Origin of the sequence: Ferribacterium limneticum, assembly GCF_020510565.1 — a bacterium.
Lineage (GTDB): Bacteria > Pseudomonadota > Gammaproteobacteria > Burkholderiales > Rhodocyclaceae > Azonexus > Azonexus limneticus_B.
In genome coordinates, this window is the sequence record NZ_CP075189.1 from 1,093,514 (window position 1) to 1,110,161 (window position 16,648).

General features: G+C 62.6%; 16 protein-coding genes. 11 read left to right on the forward strand and 5 right to left on the reverse strand.

The genetic code is table 11. The features are described 5' to 3' along the window. The first annotated feature begins 94 nt into the window (after positions 1-94). Genes KI610_RS05325 through KI610_RS05340 form a run of 4 tightly spaced genes read left to right on the forward strand, consistent with a single transcriptional unit; the run spans position 95 to position 3,759 of the window. Positions 95-1,519: a HAMP domain-containing protein gene (locus tag KI610_RS05325; protein WP_226497631.1), complete on the forward strand. Its 1,425-nt coding sequence runs from the start codon at positions 95-97 to the stop codon at positions 1,517-1,519. Then, on the forward strand, positions 1,516-2,163 hold the full coding sequence (locus tag KI610_RS05330) for a response regulator (RefSeq protein ID WP_226497632.1): 648 nt from the start codon (positions 1,516-1,518) through the stop codon (positions 2,161-2,163). Before KI610_RS05325 ends, KI610_RS05330 begins: the two co-directional genes overlap by 4 nt. Further along, a complete protein-coding gene (locus KI610_RS05335; protein ID WP_226497633.1) occupies positions 2,163-3,077 on the forward strand; it encodes an alpha/beta fold hydrolase in 915 nt (304 codons plus the stop codon). The genes KI610_RS05330 and KI610_RS05335 overlap by 1 nt, the downstream gene beginning before the upstream one ends. Before the next feature lie 43 nt (positions 3,078-3,120). Then, positions 3,121-3,759 (forward strand): DsbA family oxidoreductase, encoded by a 639-nt coding sequence (locus KI610_RS05340; RefSeq protein WP_226497634.1) that lies wholly within the window; start codon positions 3,121-3,123, stop codon positions 3,757-3,759. 7 nt (positions 3,760-3,766) lie between these two features. Here KI610_RS05340 and KI610_RS05345 read toward each other — a convergent pair whose 3' ends face one another. The 4 genes from KI610_RS05345 to KI610_RS05360 form a co-directional block, all read right to left on the reverse strand. Then, complete coding sequence (locus KI610_RS05345; RefSeq protein WP_226497635.1) at positions 3,767-4,285, reverse strand: PEP-CTERM sorting domain-containing protein; 519 nt, start codon at positions 4,283-4,285, stop codon at positions 3,767-3,769. A 123-nt stretch (positions 4,286-4,408) separates the two neighbouring features. Continuing rightward, positions 4,409-4,813: an FKBP-type peptidyl-prolyl cis-trans isomerase gene (locus KI610_RS05350; RefSeq protein ID WP_226497636.1), complete on the reverse strand. Its 405-nt coding sequence runs from the start codon at positions 4,811-4,813 to the stop codon at positions 4,409-4,411. Between the two features lie 98 nt (positions 4,814-4,911). Next, complete coding sequence (locus tag KI610_RS05355; protein ID WP_226497637.1) at positions 4,912-5,901, reverse strand: DUF6976 family protein; 990 nt, start codon at positions 5,899-5,901, stop codon at positions 4,912-4,914. A 22-nt stretch (positions 5,902-5,923) separates the two neighbouring features. After that, positions 5,924-6,610 (reverse strand): hypothetical protein, encoded by a 687-nt coding sequence (locus KI610_RS05360; protein ID WP_226497638.1) that lies wholly within the window; start codon positions 6,608-6,610, stop codon positions 5,924-5,926. A 354-nt stretch (positions 6,611-6,964) separates the two neighbouring features. Between KI610_RS05360 and KI610_RS05365 the strand changes: the two genes are divergently transcribed. The 3 genes from KI610_RS05365 (at position 6,965) to KI610_RS05375 (ending at position 11,064) form a co-directional block, all read left to right on the forward strand. Next, on the forward strand, positions 6,965-9,049 hold the full coding sequence (locus KI610_RS05365) for a TonB-dependent receptor family protein (RefSeq protein WP_226497639.1): 2,085 nt from the start codon (positions 6,965-6,967) through the stop codon (positions 9,047-9,049). Positions 9,050-9,387: 338 nt separating this feature from the next. Continuing rightward, complete coding sequence (locus KI610_RS05370; protein WP_226497640.1) at positions 9,388-10,503, forward strand: porin; 1,116 nt, start codon at positions 9,388-9,390, stop codon at positions 10,501-10,503. A gap of 30 nt (positions 10,504-10,533) precedes the next feature. Further along, positions 10,534-11,064, forward strand: a complete 531-nt coding sequence (locus KI610_RS05375; RefSeq protein ID WP_226497641.1) for a hypothetical protein — start codon at positions 10,534-10,536, stop codon at positions 11,062-11,064. A 6-nt stretch (positions 11,065-11,070) separates the two neighbouring features. On the opposite strand, the gene fnr is transcribed toward KI610_RS05375, so the two are convergent. Further along, positions 11,071-11,817: a fumarate/nitrate reduction transcriptional regulator Fnr gene (fnr, locus tag KI610_RS05380; protein WP_226497642.1), complete on the reverse strand. Its 747-nt coding sequence runs from the start codon at positions 11,815-11,817 to the stop codon at positions 11,071-11,073. An 86-nt stretch (positions 11,818-11,903) separates the two neighbouring features. Between fnr and hemN the strand changes: the two genes are divergently transcribed. From hemN to KI610_RS05400, 4 genes are all read left to right on the forward strand, one after another. Beyond that, entirely contained in the window at positions 11,904-13,307 is a 1,404-nt protein-coding gene (gene hemN / locus KI610_RS05385) for an oxygen-independent coproporphyrinogen III oxidase (protein WP_226498511.1), read from the forward strand. Positions 13,308-13,370: 63 nt separating this feature from the next. Further along, entirely contained in the window at positions 13,371-14,042 is a 672-nt protein-coding gene (locus KI610_RS05390; protein ID WP_226497643.1) for a sulfite exporter TauE/SafE family protein, read from the forward strand. A 15-nt stretch (positions 14,043-14,057) separates the two neighbouring features. Then, positions 14,058-14,483, forward strand: a complete 426-nt coding sequence (locus tag KI610_RS05395; RefSeq protein ID WP_226497644.1) for a universal stress protein — start codon at positions 14,058-14,060, stop codon at positions 14,481-14,483. Beyond that, positions 14,480-16,648 carry a heavy metal translocating P-type ATPase gene (locus KI610_RS05400; RefSeq protein WP_226497645.1) on the forward strand — a complete coding sequence of 723 codons (2,169 nt, stop codon included), beginning with the start codon at positions 14,480-14,482 and terminating at the stop codon, positions 16,646-16,648. Before KI610_RS05395 ends, KI610_RS05400 begins: the two co-directional genes overlap by 4 nt.

Below are 16,648 nucleotides of genomic sequence, written 5' to 3' on the forward strand. Positions count from 1 at the left end.
AGGGGAGGGGCGGGGTGGGGATGGGTCAGGAGTTGCCGCCGCCCACACCCATCCCCCACCCAGCCTCCCCCTTGAAGGGGGAGGAGCGCGGCCGGTGCTTGGTTTGGAGCTTGGTCGCTGTTACAGGCACCCCGTTGTTCACGGTGTAGGAGCAAAAAAGCTCAGCCTACACACCCGCGTCGGCCTCGTCCTGACCGCGCTGGCAGCCAGCCTGCTTGTTGTCCTCGCCGGCCTCTGGCTGCACGGCACGCGCAACGCCATTCACGAGGAAGTCGAGGCTGCTTCGCGCGTTTCCGAGCAATGGCTCAAGGCCGTGCTCGGCGAAATGCACGATGTGCCGGCGGCGACGCGGGGCGAACGCCTGCTCAGCGTCGCTCGTGCCATCGGTCGGGTGCGGGCCAATGAACTCGAAATCCGCACGCTGGCCGGCGAAACGATCTACCGTTCGCCGGCCCCGAGCTACAAGGCCGGGCGTTCGGCGCCCGGCTGGTTTGCCGGCTTGCTGGCCAGTGAATTCCCGGCCCGCACGCTGGCCGTCGAGGGCTATACCTTGATCCTGCATCCCGACGATTCGCGCGCCATTCTCGACGCCTGGGACGAACTGGCCGCCATGGTCGGCTGGGCGCTCGGCTTGCTCGGCGTGCTCTTCGTGGCGACGCGCACGGCGCTGGGCCGGGCCCTGCGCCCGCTGGCCCAGATCATGCGCGCCCTCGACCGCACCGGCCGCGGTCGTTTCGACACCCGCCTGCCGGTTTTTGCGACGCCGGAACTCGGCCGCATTTCGCGCGCCTTCAACGGCATGGCCGACCGCCTCGGCGAAGCGGTTGACGAGAACGTTCGCCTCGAAAGCGCCCGTGAAGTCGACCGCCAGATGCATGACCGCCTCGAAGAAGAGCGCCGGGTCATCGCCCGCGAACTGCACGACGAGCTGGCCCAGGGCATCACCGCCGTCCGCGCCCTGGCTGGTGCCATCGTCCAGCGCACCGGCGACGCGCCGTCGCTGCACATCCCGGCCCAGGGCATCGTTGCCGTGACCGGCGAAATGCAGGACGGCGTGCGCAACATCCTGCACCGCCTGCGTCCGGCGGCCGGCAACAGTCTGGCCGTGACGCTCGAACGTCAGCTCGCCGGCTGGCAGGCGCAGCACCCGGAGATCATCGTGAACAGTACTCTGGCCATCGGCCCGCAACCCGTCGCCGATGATCTGGCCATGGCCGTCGTCCGCATCGTGCAGGAAGGCCTGACCAACGTCGTGCGCCACGCTCACGCCACGCAGGTCGATCTGGCCATCAGCCGCGTCGCCGGCTGGCTGCAGCTGACGCTGGCCGACAACGGTCGCGGCCGTTCCGGTCAGCCCTCGGCGCAACCCGGTTGCGGCCTCGGCCTGGCTGGCATGGGCGAGCGCATCGCCGCTTTGGGCGGCCATCTTCAATTCGAACAACCGGCCGGCGGCGGCTTCCGTATCTTCGCCCGCCTGCCCGACGCCGTAGCGCAACATTCCCCGGAGGAATTCGCATGAACAACGCACTGCAAGGCAAGCGCATCCTGCTCGCTGACGACCACGCGATGGTTCGCCTCGGCTTCCGTTGCCTGCTCGAAGGGGCCGGCGCCACGGTGGTCGGCGAGGCCGAGAACGGCGAAAGCGCCGTCCGCCTCTACGCCGAAACCAGCCCGGATGTGGTCGTGATGGACGTCTCGATGCCCGGCATCGGCGGTCTGGCAGCGCTCGAGCGGCTGCTTGCCTGGGACGCCAAGGCCAAGGTGCTCATGCTTTCGGCTCACAACGACGACATCGTGCCGGTCCGTGCCCTGCGTCTCGGCGCCCGCGGCTACCTGTGCAAGCGGGCGGCGCCGGAAGAGTTTCTGCGCGCCGCTGGCCAGGTGGCGAGCGACCGCCGTTACCTCGATCCGGAACTGGCGCAGGCTGTCGCGCTGGCCCAGCTATCCGGTTCGAGCAGCCCGGTCGATACGCTGACCGAGAAGGAACTGGCAGTCTTCATGAAGCTGGCCGAGGGGCGCTCGGTCAATGACGTGGCCGAGGATTTTTGCCTGAGCCCGAGCACGGTCGGCACGCATCTTTATCACATCAAGCAGAAGCTCAACGTGCAGAACGCTGCCAAGCTGACGCTGGTCGCCGTGCGCAACGGTCTGATCGAGGCCTAGTGTCAGGCGATCTGCTCTTCCCTGCCTGCCAGCCGCGCTGCGTCCGGCAGATGGCGGTCGGCGACGGACATATCCTGCATGTCGAGGAATGCGGACCGCTCGATGGCATGCCCGTACTTTTCCTGCATGGCGGGCCGGGGGCCGGCTGCATGGCCGAGCATCGGCGGTTGTTCGATCCGGCGATTTTTCGCGTCGTCATGATCGACCAGCGCGGCGCCGGGCGCAGTCTGCCGAGCGGCGAGCTGGAGGCGAACACGACGCTCGATCTGGTTGCCGATCTCGACTACGTGCGCGAGGCACTGGGCATTTCCGGCTGGATCGTTTTTGGCGGTTCGTGGGGCAGCCTGCTGGCCCTGGCCTATGCCCAGATTTATCCGGAAAACGTGCACGGGCTGGTCATGCACGGCATCTTTCTCGGCTCGCACGACGAGATCGTCGCCTACGCGCGCGGCCTCGGCAACCTGCTACCGCGCCTCGAACGGGGTGACCCGCTCAAGGCGTTTGCCCGGATCATCCTGCACGAGCAGGCCGAGCGCGCGACCCAGGCGGCGCGGGTCTGGCTCGACTACCAACGTAGCCTGATCGGCAAGGAACCGCTCGACGCGCCGCCCAATGCCATGCAGCAGGCCCGGGCGCGCATCCAGATGCACTACCTGACCCGCAATTGTTTTCTCGTGCCCGGCCAGTTGCTGGCCGGCATCGACCGCATTCGCCACCTGCCGGCCATCATCGTCCAGGGCCTGGCCGATCCGGTGTGCCCGCCGGTGGCCGCCGAAACGCTGCACCGCGCCTGGCCGGAAGCGACCTGGGTGCCGGTGGCGAGCGCCGGCCACGATGCCCTGTCGCCAGCCATGGCCCGCGCCTGCATCAAGGCGCTGGGCTGGGTTGCCGAGTGCATTGAAAGTTTCGACTAGCGACCGGGAAACCACGGGTGATGGTGAACGGTATGATCGCTCCATGACCACCATCGAAATCGTTTCCGACCTCGTCTGTCCGTGGTGCTACATCGGCCTGCGCCGGCTCGATGCGGCCATCGCCGACGTGCGCCGCGAGTTGCCCGACTTTGCCTGCGAGAAGCGTTGGCGCCCGTTTTTCCTGAACCCCGATACGCCACCCGAAGGCGAACCTTACCTGCCGTTTCTCGAAAAGAAATTCGGCGGGCCGGCGCCGGTCGCCGCCTTGTTCGAGCGCGTGCGCGCGGCCGGTCGGCCGTGGGGTGTTGAATACGCCTTCGAGAAAATCGAGGTTCGCGCCAATACCCTGCAGGCGCACCGCCTGATTCACTGGGCGCAGCAACGCGGCGATGCCCAGGCGCTGGTCGAGCGGCTGTTCGTCGCCCAGTTCCAGCGCGGCGAGCGGATCGGCGATTTGGCCCTGCTGGCGCAGGTGGCGGTCGAATGTGGCTACCCCGGCGAGGAGGTGGCGGCCTATCTCTCGTCAGGGCGCGATGTCGACACCGTGCGCGGCATGGAAGCCGAGGTCCGCCGGGCCGGCATTCACCAGGTGCCGACCTTCATTGTCGACGGCCGCCATGTCGTCGTCGGCGCCGAAGACCCGGCCGTACTGGCCGCGGCAATCCGCCGGACGCTGGACTGAGGGCTGCTCAGGCCCGATCTTTTCGCCGGAAGGCGAGCAGCAAGCCGCCGCAGAGCAGCGACCAGACCGTGGCCGGCTCAGGTACGGACGAGACCAGGGTCACGTCGCCGCCACTGTTCAGCACGATTTGGCCGCCGGCGTTCAGGTCGATGTTCCCGCGCGGGGGGAGCGTGATGCCGGGCGACGAGATGGTGCCGATGTCGAAGCGGGTCGCGTTGAACCCATTTATCGATACACCGTCAGCAAGCGTGAGGACACCGGTGACTGTCTTCAACTGAACGAGGGGGGCGACCAGGCTCAGGTCGTCGAGGAACAATGAGCCGGCAGCGCTGATCGTGATGCCGATGTCCGAATCGATGCTGCCGCCGATCAGCGAAAAATCGCCGTCGCAGGACAGCATGGCGCCGTTGCTCAGGTCGAACGACTGACTGCCGGAGCAACTGGCAGTGGTGATGTTGGCGTTCGAGGCGGCTTGAGCGAAAGCGGAAAACAGCAGGGCGGACAGGAGCAGGGCAAGGTGGCGCATGGCCGCCTCCGGCGGAATGGCAAGCCCTGAAGTCTGCGCCATAGGCATGACGCTTGAATGACAGGCGGCGCATGAGCCGGACTAGGCGCCGCCTGATTCAGCCGGCTGGTGCCGGCCGCTGCCTTACTTGGCGATGTCGAGCAATTCGACTTCGAAAATCAGCGTCGAATTGGGCGGAATGCCGGGTACGCCGCGGCTGCCGTAAGCCAGGTTGGACGGGCAGACCAGCTTGGCCTTGCCGCCGACCTTGATCTTCTGCACGCCTTCAGTCCAGCACGGAATGACGCGGTTGAGCGGGAAGGCGGCCGGCTCGTTGCGCTTGTACGAACTGTCGAATTCCTGGCCATTGGTCAGCGTGCCGCGATAGTGCACCTTGACCGTGTCGCTGGCCTTCGGGCTGGCGCCGCTGCCTTCCTTGAGCATGGTGATGGCGATGCCGGAGGCGGTCATTTCTTCCTTCGGTTCGGCGGCTGTGGCCGAGAAGGAGAGCGCGAGGAGGAGGGCGGTTGCGGTAGCGAGCTTTTGCATGGATCTGCCTTGGTTGAGGTTGGGCGTTGAAAGTTGGCTACGTTAATGGGAAGTCGTCGGGCGAGTAAAGAGGGCCGCGAAAAAATGTCGGCCACAGCTCATTCGGTGACGGTCAGGTAAACCAGAGTCTGGTTGAGCAACTGGTAACCGATTTCGCCGAAGGTCATCGGCCCGGTGACCTCACCCGTCCGCTTGCCTTCAAGCTGCGAATTGAGGAAATTGAGGATGCAGTTGCAGGAGAAGGAAATGTCCAGCCCGCTCCTGGGTAGGGCGGCCTGGAAGGCGCTGACATAGTCGGTGACCGGTGCCGCAAAGCGGTATTCGAGGCCCGGGAAGACCGGGGCGTAGAACTCGACGCGCCGCGCCGCGCGGTCAATGTTTTTGATGCTGACGTTGATCATGGCGCCGCTGTAATCGGCGACCAGCGGCAGGCGGGTGTCGATCTGGTTGGCCAGCAGGTAATCGGCCAGGTTGCCGGTTTGGCCGCCGATCAGGCAGTCGCCGGCGCTGAAGCCGTTGTTCTCGAAGCGGATGCCGGCGCCGCTGCCGGGGCGGAAGAGGTTGACGATGTCGATCTGGGCGAATTTTTCGGGCGGCAGCGGTACGTCCATGACCACGGCGTCGCTTTCGGAAAACTCGCCGGTGCTGCCGAGGACGACCTTGGGGGTGGTCTTGCCGAGGTCGTCGAGGTGCACACCGGCGATCCAGCCGATCAGCGGCTTCATGTACATCTCTTCGAAATTCGGGGCGTTTTGGGCAAATCCGGCGTGGGTGGCGCTGAAGGCGGGAATGATCAGGATGCTGTAGCCGTTGTCAGGCGCATTGCGACAGATTTGCGGCAAGGTGGCGCAATCGTAGAAGCGCAGTTGCGGCGGTGCGGCGAAGCCGCTGACTTCGCTGACGAAAACCTGCTCGCGGCTGACCGTGCCACCTTCGGCCGCCATGAAATAGGGAATCGTGCCGCCAATCCAGTGGCCTTGGGGGAGTTGCCTGAGGGCGGCTTCATCGCCGGCGATGCTCAGGTATTTGCCGGCATTGATCAGTTCGGCAGCGCGGCTGACTGACATCAGTTCTTGTTGGGTTTTCATGGGTTTTTACCGGTGGCGCAGGTCAGTTTTGGGCAAGTTGCGCCAATTCGTGGCTGAGCATTTTTTCGTGGCGGGTGAAGTAGCGTTGCAATTCATGGGCCTTCAGGGTGCGCACTTCGCCATCGCTGATGATGGCGAATTGCTCGCGCAGCTTGGTCAGCAGCAGTTTGAGGCTGAGGATGCGGATGTCGAGCTGGAGGTTGCCGCTGAGCAATTCTTCCCAGACGGGGTCGTTCGGTCCCGGTATCTGGGCCGAGATCGCGTCGGACGCGCTGCCCGGGCCGGATAGCCCGGATTTGCCACTGTCCAGACGATGCTTGAATTTCCAGAGGTCGGCAACGGGCAGGTCGAGCAGGGCGCAGACCGAGGCGAAGCTGACGCCTTGCATGAACATGCCGGCTATCTGCCGGGCGAAGGCGCGGGTGAAGGGCTGGTCAGTTTCGCCCAGCCATTGCAGATCGGCGCTTTCAGCTTCGCCGGGGATGACGGCATGAACGATGCAACGCGCATTGCCGATGTTGATGTGACGCCAGACGCTTTCCCGGCCTTGTTCGGACGTGCTTCGGGCAGCGAAAAACCAGCCGCTGCGCTGGGCTTCGCGGGAGACCCAGATGTCGATCTGGTTTTTGCCGAGGTCGTTGCGGACGCGGACGATGTGCCATGGTGCGTGAATGGCCAGTGTGTGGTGCAGTAGTTCTTCAAGCTTCATTGTTGGTCTCCATGTCGCCCGCTTGCTGTGGATCGAGCTGTTTTACCGGTTTATGCTGATAGCAAGGAGTGTGCTAGCGGCAAATCGCAGGCTGGGCGCCGATTTCTGTTCCGGCAACTGTGGAAATATCGAACGGTTGCTGCAAATCAAAGCAGCTGTTCCGACGGTCAACCGGAAAAATGAGCCAAAAATGAAATCCGGCCATCTCATGATTTTCATGAGGCTCATTTGGCGATTGCCGCGTCGCCCTTTCTGGGCGCTTTGGCCATAATCAGATGGAGGTCGGCTTCCACGGTCGACCGGAAAATTTGGCCGAAAACGAAATCACGCATCAATCTGAATAAGACAAAAATCATGAGACAAAATCCGAAGCGCCTTGCTGTCATCCTCGCCGCCGCCTTTCCCTGCCTCGGCATCGCCGCCGAAACGGCGCTGACCCTCGACTCTGTCGTCGTCAGCGGCAGCCGCGTCGAGCACAACACCTTTGACCTGCCGGCAGCCGTCGATGTTGTCGACGCCGCCCGCATCGGTGCCGATCAGGCGCGGGTCAATGCCTCCGAGGCGCTGGCTGCGGTGCCCGGCATCACGGTGCAGAATCGTCAGAACTACGCGCAGGATCTGCAGATTTCATCGCGTGGATTCGGTGCCCGGTCGGCCTTCGGCGTGCGCGGCATTCGCCTGATTTCGGATGGCATTCCGGCTTCGATGCCGGACGGTCAGGGCCAGGCGGCGACCTTCAACCTTGATCGCGCCGAGCGCATCGAAGTCCTGCGCGGCCCGCTGGCCGTGGTTTATGGCAACCATGCCGGTGGCGTCATTCAGATGTTCACGCCGGACGGCAAGGGGGCGCCGAGCGTCGAAGGCAGTTTTGTCGCCGGCAGCAACAATATGTGGAAAACCGACATCAGCGCCCAGGGCGAAGTCGGCGGTCTCGGTTATGTCATCGATGCCTCGCACTTTGCCACCGACGGCTATCGCGACCACAGCAAGGCCGAGCGCGATCAGAGCATGGTTAAGCTCACTTACCGGCCGAGCGCGGACGGCAAGCTGACTTTCATCGCCAACAGTTTCAAGCAGACGGCCGATGATCCGCAGGGCCAGACCTGGGCGGGCTATCAGGCCAATCCGCGCAGCGTCGCCCAGCCCCCGCTCGACTTCAATACACGCAAGGAAATTGACCACCAGCAGGGCGGGCTGACTTACGAGCACCGCCTGGGCGATCATTCGGTCCTGGCCTCGGCCTATGCCGGGCAACGCTCGACGATTCAGTACCAGTCGATTCCACCTGGCCCGCAAGGCAACGTGAAGCACTCCGGCGGCGTCATCGATTTCGACCGCGACTTCGCCGGCGCCTCGACGCGCTGGATCGGCCGCTTCCAGCTGGCCGGCGGCAAGCTGACGACGACCGTCGGTGTCGACTACGAGCAATCGATCGACAACCGGCGCGGTTACGAGAACTTCATCGGTGCCACGCTCGGCGTCAAGGGCGTCCAGCGCCGCGCCGAAGAAGACCGTGTTGCCAGCTTTGATCAGTACGCCCAGGCTGAATGGCAGGGCGAGCGCTGGACTTTCAGCGGCGGCGTTCGGCACAGCAATGTCTCGTTCAGCGTCAAGGATGCCTACCTGAGCAACGGCAACGATGGCGGCAGTGTCAGCTACGAGAAGACGACGCCGACCATCGCCGCGATGTTCCGCCTGACCCCGACGGTGAACATCTACGCCAGTGCGGCGCGCGGCTTCGAGGCGCCGACCTTCAACGAACTGTTCTATTCCGGCCCGGGCGGCACTTTCAGTTACAACCTCAAGCCGTCGACCAGCACGCACTACGAAACCGGCTTGAAAGCCTTTATCGGCAGTGACACGCGCCTCGATCTGGCGGTTTTCCAGATCGAAACCGAGGATGAACTGGTCGTCGATTCCGCCTCCGGCGGCCGGACGACTTACCGCAATGCCGGCCAGACTCTGCGTCGCGGCCTAGAAGCCGGGCTCGACAGCCGCTGGGCCAACAACCTGTCGACCCGCCTCGCCTATACCTTCCTCGACGCCCGTTACGACGAAGCCTTCACTACCTCGTCCGGCCTGATCAATGCGGATAACCGCCTGCCTGGCGTTCCCGCCCAGACCCTGTTCGGCGAACTGGCCTGGAAGCACCCGGCCAGCGGCTTCCACGCTGCCGTCGAGGGTATTGCCCGGAGCAAGGTGTACGTCGAGGACATCAACACCAGGCAAGCGGCGCCGGCCTACGCCATCGCCAACCTGCGTTTCGGCATCGAGCGCAAGGTCGGCGATTTGAAGCTGCGCACCTTCCTGCGTTTCGACAATATTTTCGATCGCCAGTATGTCGGCTCGGTCATCGTCGGCGACGGCAACAGCCGCTATTACGAAGCGGCGCCGGGTCGCACCTGGCTAGCCGGCGTCAGCGCCCGTTATCAGTTTTGAGCACCTCCATTCCCCCGCTCAAGCCCGGTTCGCCGGGCTTTTTTGTGCTTGATGAAACGACGGACACTGTTTCGTTTTGGCTCAATGAAGTAGCAATTGTCCAGAAAATGAACGCGTCAGACTGTTCAGACGATTCCTACGGTCAACCGGAAAAATGGCCTGAAATCGAAGTGGCAAGCGGCTTTGCGCAAATTGCCCGGCACTTTTTGACGGGCTGGCACGGGCTTCGCAATTACATAGCGCGGAACACTGCCCTCGGGATGGGAGAGGGGAGATTCGTACGGGGCGGAACCCGCTTCGGAGTTCATTCACACAAAAGATGATTGAGGAGCAATTCAATGCAGAAAAAACTTATCGCGCTGGCCGTTGCGGCTGTTACTTCCGGTGCAGCCTTCGCACAATCCAACGTCACCATCTACGGTAACATCGACATGGGTGTCATGTTCCGTCAGGGGTCTAACGGCGCGGTCGCCAGCGGCCAGTCGCAGTACGATCTGCAGAGCGCTGCTTCGCAGAGCCACATCGGCTTCAAGGGCGTCGAGGATCTGGGCAACGGCCTGAAAGCCCTGTTCGATCTGCAATATCGCATCAGCCCGGACACCAGTACCGGTCTGGCTACGGCCGGCCACCAGTACGTAGGCCTGACCGGCGGTTTCGGTACGGTCGTCGCCGGCTACCTGGACGGCCTTCGTTTCGGCATCTACGGCAAGTACAGCCCGTTCGGCAACTACTCGGTTGCCAGCCTGACCTCGATGACCACCCAGTACGACCGCGCAGCCAATGCACTGGCCTACATCTCGCCGTCCTTTTCGGGCTTCACCGTGATCCTGGCTACAGCCACCAACACGCAAGGCGCCGAAGGCAGCCTGAACGCCGTCCACTCGCCGATGACCGCGACCAGCACGGGCAACAACGGCGATGACCGTCTGTTGTCAGCCAACCTGATCTATGCGAATGGCCCGCTGAGCATCGACCTCGACTATGAGACGACCCGGGCTGTCGGCTATGACAGGGACCGCCTGTACGTCGCCACCGCCGGCGCTTCCTACGATTTCGGCGTGGTCAAGGTCAGCGGCCTCTACGACGTCATCAAGGGTGATGTGAACTCCTTCATCGGCGGCAACACGACATTCGCCGCCGCCGCCTTTGGCCTGGCAGCCAACCAGCGGTACGATCGCCGCAACTGGTTTGTCGGCGCCACCGTGCCGCTCGGCAAGTTCTCAGTGATGGGCCTGTTCGGCCAGGTCAAGGACAAGACCCTGTCCGATGCTGATGCCTGGAAGGTAGGCGTCGGCGCGCGCTACGCCCTGTCCAAGCGTACTGAACTGTACGCCGACTTCGCGCATATCAAGAACGACACCAACGGGAAATACACCATCAATCCGATGGGTAACGGTTCCGGTACCAGCGCCGGCATCAATGGCCTGGCGATGGGTATCAAGCACTCGTTCTAAACCGATTTACCCGGACGACTCATTCTTCATATGAATCGCCCGGGCAACGAACTCTTGCGTCAGATGGTTTCCTCACATCTGTTTGGGACGCCCTGCGGGGCGTCCCGTTTTTTTCTGGTTTTCCTGTCGTTGCTCTGTATTTCGACATCATCGATCGCCGATGATACGGTCGTTGTCAGGGTCAGCAATTCCGATTTCCGGACTGCCCACGACGGGCTGATCGAAGCCATCGAGAGCGAAGGGCTGGTCATCGGCAGCATCCTCCCCTTCCGCGACATGCTGGCCCGCACGGCCGTCGGTGACGGCGCGCTTCCCTACGGCGAAGCCGAAATCGTCCAGTTCTGCAGTGCCTTACTGGCCGCCGAACTGGTTCGCGAAGCGCCGGCGCAACTGACACTTTGCCCGTTGTCGATCGCCCTCTATACCCAAGTGGAAAATACATCGGAAATCCGGCTGGCTTATCGTTCGCCGGGCAACTCAACCGCCGGCCGGCAGCGTGCCGAATCATTGTTGCAGCGCATCGTGCAACGCGCGGCGGAGCTTGCCCGCCTGCGCTGGTAGCCTTGATCAGGTGGCGCGGTGATTCATCAGGGCCTTGAGCCCGTTGACGTTCAAAATCCGGATGTGCTTCTGCTGAACGGCAATGTGGCCTTCTTCCTGGAAGCGTGAGAAGGCGCGCGAGACGGTTTCCAGCTTGAGCCCGAGATAGCTGCCGATTTCCTCGCGTGTCATGCGCAGGTAAAACTCGGCGTGCGAGAAGCCGCGGGCCGTGAAGCGCTGCGACAGATTGAGCAGGAAGGCGGCCAGGCGTTCCTCGGCGCGCATCGTGCCGAGCAGCATCATGACGCCGTGGTCGCGGACGATTTCCCGGCTCATCACCTTGTGGAAATGATGCTGCAACGTGTGAATCTCCCGTGACAACCCTTCCAGTCGCGAGAACGGGATGGCGCAGATTTCGCTGTCTTCGAGCGCGATGGCGTTACAGGTGTGGTGTTCGGTGCTGATGCCGTCAAGGCCGAGCAGTTCGCCGGCCATCTGAAAACCGGTTACCTGATCGCGGCCATCTTCGAGCAACACATCGGTCTTGAAGAAACCGCTGCGAATTGCGTAGATCGCATCAAAAACCTCACCGGCGCGGTAGAGGTGGTCGCCGCGCTTGATCCGCCGCCGGGTCGACACCAGATCATCGAGTCGTTCCAGTTCTTCGAGGCTCAGACCGTACGGCAGGCACAGTTCGCGCAGGTTACAATTGGAGCAGGCCGTCTTGATGACCGACAGTGAGAGCTCCTGATTTAGCGGGTGTGTTTGAGCCATTCGCAACCTGAGTTCGCTTGATCCATGTCAACCATAAAATCGAGCCTTCCGAACATAATCAGACCTACTTTTTAGTGGCTGGACTAATGAATTTCGCAACTGAAAACCTTGTTTTTGATCCCCAGATCATTCGCCGTTTCGATGTTAACGGCCCCCGTTACACGTCTTATCCGACGGCTGACCGCTTCGTCGAGGCCTTCGATTCAGAGGCAGCGAAAGTATGGCTGGGCAAGCGCAACATCGGCGGCATCAGCCGACCTCTCTCATTATACTTCCACATACCTTTCTGTAACACTATTTGCTACTACTGCGCGTGTAACAAAATTATCACCAAGGATCACGGGCGCAGTGCGAAATATCTCCGCTATCTGGCAAAAGAACTGGATATGCAGGCTGCCGCTCTCGAAGGTCGTGATGGCGAGCATGAGGTCATCCAGTTGCATTGGGGTGGCGGTACGCCAACCTTCCTTTCGCATGACGAAATGCGCCAGCTCATGGGTGAAACGCGCAAGCATTTCAAGCTGCTTGACGGCGGTGAGTATTCGATCGAAGTCGATCCGCGCAAGGTCGATACGGCGACGGTGGCCCTGCTCGGCGAGCTCGGCTTCAACCGGATGAGCGTCGGTGTGCAGGATTTCGACGAAAAGGTGCAGGTCGCCGTCAATCGCGTGCAAAGCGAGGAAGAAACCTACAGCGTGATCCGCGATGCGCGGGCCAACGGCTTCAAGTCGGTTTCGGTCGATCTGATCTACGGCTTGCCGCACCAGACCGTCATGGGCTTTAACCGGACCATCGAGCGCGTGCTGGCGATGGATCCGGATCGTCTGTCGATCTACAACTACGCGCACATGCCGAGCATGTTCAAGCCGCAGCGCCGGATCAACGATGGCGATCTGCCGTCAGCCGATACCAAGTTGCAGATTCTCGCGCTGGCCATCAAGAAACTGACCGATGCCGGTTACGTCTTCATCGGCATGGACCACTTCGCCAAGCCCGATGATGAACTGGCTGTCGCCCAGCGTCAGGGTCGTCTGCATCGTAACTTTCAGGGTTATTCGACCTACGCCGACTGCGACATGCTGTCGTTCGGCATCTCGTCGATCAGCAAGGTCGGGCCGAGCTACTACCAGAACGTCAAGACCGCCGATGAATACTACGATGCACTCGATAACGGCACGCTGCCGGTTTTCCGCGGCATCGAACTGACTGCCGATGACATCCTGCGCCGTTCGATCATTCAGGCCCTGATGTGCCATTTCGAGTTGTCCATCGAAAGCATTGAAAGCGCCCACCTGATCAACTTCCGCGAGTATTTCGAAGCCGAGCTGGAAGACATGAAGGAAATGGAGCGGGCCGGCTTGCTCAAGATTGACCGCGAGTGGATTACCGTCCTGCCGCCGGGACGTCTGCTGGTGCGCATCATTTCGATGGTCTTCGACCGCTACTTGCGGGCCGGTCGCCAACGCGCGACTTACTCCAAAGTTATCTGAACGGTGTGCAGCAAACAAAGCGGGCAGTTAAACTGCCCGTTTTGCTTTTATTGATCCTGTTCGATGCCTGACTCCGGCTTTCTTGCCCTTTTTCTTGTCGGCCTGCTCGGCGGTACGCATTGCGTCGGCATGTGCGGCGGCATTGTCGGCGCCTTGTCGATGGGCGTCACGGCCCGCTGGTCGATGCATCTGGCCTACAACGGCGGGCGTATCCTGTCCTACGCGGCAGCCGGCGCCATCGCCGGCGCGCTCGGGGCGGCCAGCATGGGCCTGGAGGGGCAGGTTCCGGCCCGGCTGATCCTCTATTTCATCGCCAACCTGATGCTCGTTGCGCTCGGCCTTTACCTGCTGGGGGTAACGCGGGCGCTGGCTTTCACCGAACGGGCCGGACAGAAACTCTGGATCCATCTGCAACCGCTGACCCGGCGCTTTCTGCCGGCGCGCAGCATCGGCCAGGCTTTTCCACTTGGCCTACTGTGGGGCTGGCTGCCTTGCGGTCTGGTCTATAGCGCATTGGCCAGTGCGTTGACGGCCGGTTCGGCGACGCGTGGCGGGCTCATGATGCTGGCTTTCGGTCTGGGCACGCTGCCCAATCTTTTGCTGGCTGGCATTGTTCTGGCCCGACTGAACGAATTCGTCCGCAGGCCGGTCGTACGTACCCTGTCCGGCCTGTTGGTGCTAGGCTTTGGCCTGTATGGATTCTTCGGCCTGATCTACTTGTCGGGCCAGCTTTAGTTGGGAAATGACATCATGAAAATCCTGTTGCCGGTTGATGGTTCGGAATGCTCCTTGCGTGCAGTTGATCACCTGATTACCCACGTCAGCTGGTTTCGTGACGTGCCGGAAATTCATCTGCTGCATGTCCATGCGCCGATTCCGATTGGCCGCGTGCAGGCCCATATCGGCAAGGAAACGCTGCATGCCTACTATCTTGAAGAAGGGCAGGAGCATCTGACCGCTGCCCAGCAAAAGCTGGATGCGGCCGGGCGCTTTCATACGACGCACATGCATGTCGGGCAGCCGGCTGAAGTGATTGCCAAGGTGGCGAGCGAACTGGGCTGTGATCTGATCACCATGGGATCGCACGGCTGGAGCGGCGTGGTCGGGCTGGTCATGGGCTCGGTGGCCAGCCGGGTTTTGCATCTGGCGCCGTGCCCGGTTCTGCTGGTCAAATGACGGAATCCGAAACGGGCCGGGTCGTCGAGTTTGCCATCGGCGGCATGACCTGTGCGGCTTGCTCGGCGCGTCTCGAGAAGGTGCTCAATCGCCAGGCCGGCATGCAGGCCAACGTCAATCTGGCGGCCGAGCGGGCGCGTGTCCGTTTGTCGGCAGCAGCCGACGAGGCGGCGGTGGTGGCGGCCGTCGCCAAGGCCGGCTTCACGGCGGCCGTCGTTGATGCGCAAACGCGCGAACGTGAAAAAGCCGCCAAATTGCTCCTCTACCGCAGCGAAATCCGCCGTTTCTGGATTTCAGTAGCGCTGACCTTGCCGCTGGTCGGCCAGATGTTTTTCATGTTCGGCGAACATGGTCACATGAACGAATTGCCGCGCTGGTTCCAGCTGGCGCTGGCGACGCCGGTGCAGTTCTGGATTGGCTGGCGTTTCTACGATGGCGGCTTCAAATCCCTGCGTGGCGGAGGTGCCAACATGGATGTGCTGGTCGCCCTCGGGACGAGCATGGCCTGGGGCTTTTCGACCGTGGTGACGCTGTTCGGGCTGGATCAGCACGTCTATTTTGAAGGCGGGGCGGCGGTCATTACGCTGGTCCTGCTCGGCAAATTGCTCGAAGCGCGGGCCAAAGCGCGGACCTCGGAGGCCATCGAGTCGCTGATCCGCCTGCAGCCGAAGACGGCGCGTGTCGAACGCGATGGTCAGTGGATCGACATGCCGGTTGAGGCCTTGATGCCGGGCGATGTTTTCCTCGTTCGCCCGGGCGAAAGCGTGCCGGTTGATGGCGAGCTGATCGATGGCGAATCGAGCGTCAACGAGGCGATGCTGACCGGCGAAAGCATGCCGGTAGGCAAGCGCGCCGGCGACAAGGTTTTTGCCGCCACGGCCAACGGCCAGGGGGCGATGCGCTGCCGGGCGACCGGCGTTGGCGAGCACACCTTGCTCGCCGGCATCATTCGCATGGTCGGCGAGGCGCAGGGTTCGAAAGCGCCGGTGCAGCGGCTGGCCGATCGGATTTCGGCGATTTTCGTGCCGACGGTGTGCGTCATCGCGCTCGCCACCTTTGTCGGCTGGTGGTGGTATGCCGGGGATTTTGCCGAAGCGCTGGTCAATGCTGTCGCCGTCCTGGTCATCGCCTGCCCGTGCGCGCTTGGCCTGGCGACGCCGACAGCGATCATGGTCGGCACCGGACAGGGGGCGCGGGCCGGCATCCTAGTCAAGAACGCCGAGGCGCTCGAGCGGGCCGAGAAAATCACCGTGCTGGCGCTCGATAAAACCGGAACGCTGACCTGCGGTACGCCGCAGGTGACCGATGTCGTCACTTATGGCTTGTCGCGCGAGGAAGCGCTCGGTCTGGCGGCGGCACTTGAGGAAAATTCCGAACATCCGCTGGCGCGGGCGATCGTGGCTGCCGCGGGCATTCCCACGGTCAACCGGAAAAAAGCGGCAAATTTCAAATCCCTGCCGGGGCAGGGCGTCGACGGCGAGGTCGATGGCCGCGTGCTGCGCCTCGGTTCGCCAACCTGGCTGGGGATGGCGGACGATCCGGCGGTGACTGGCTTGCAGCAGGCCGGCAAGACGGTCGTGGTACTGGTCGAAGGCGAGACAAGGCGGGCCCTGTTTGCCATCGCCGATGCCTTGCGGCCGACTTCCCGCGCCGCCGTCGAGCGTTTGCGTGAACGCGGTATCCGGGTTGTCATGTTGACCGGCGACAATGCGGCAACGGCCGCGGCGATTGCGGCCGAAGCCGGCATCGCCGAGTTTCGGGCCGGCATCCTGCCCGGTGACAAGGCGGCGGCGATCAACGAATTGAAATCCGGCGGCGCTTTGGTGGCCATGGTCGGCGACGGTATCAACGACGCACCGGCGCTGGCTGCGGCCGATGTCAGCTTCGCCATCGGCGCCGGCTCGGATGCGGCAGTCGAGGCGGCGGATTTGACATTGATACGCAGCGACCTGATGGGCGTGGTCGATGCAATTGCCCTATCGGCGGCCACTTTGGGCAAGATACGGCAAAATCTTTTCTTCGCCTTCATTTACAATGTGGCGGGAATTCCACTCGCTGCGCTGGGGTGGCTCAATCCGGTGGTGGCGGGGGCCGCCATGGCGATGAGTTCGGTATCGGTCGTGTCGAACTCGCTGTTGTTGAAACGCTGGCGGCCGGGAAGCTGA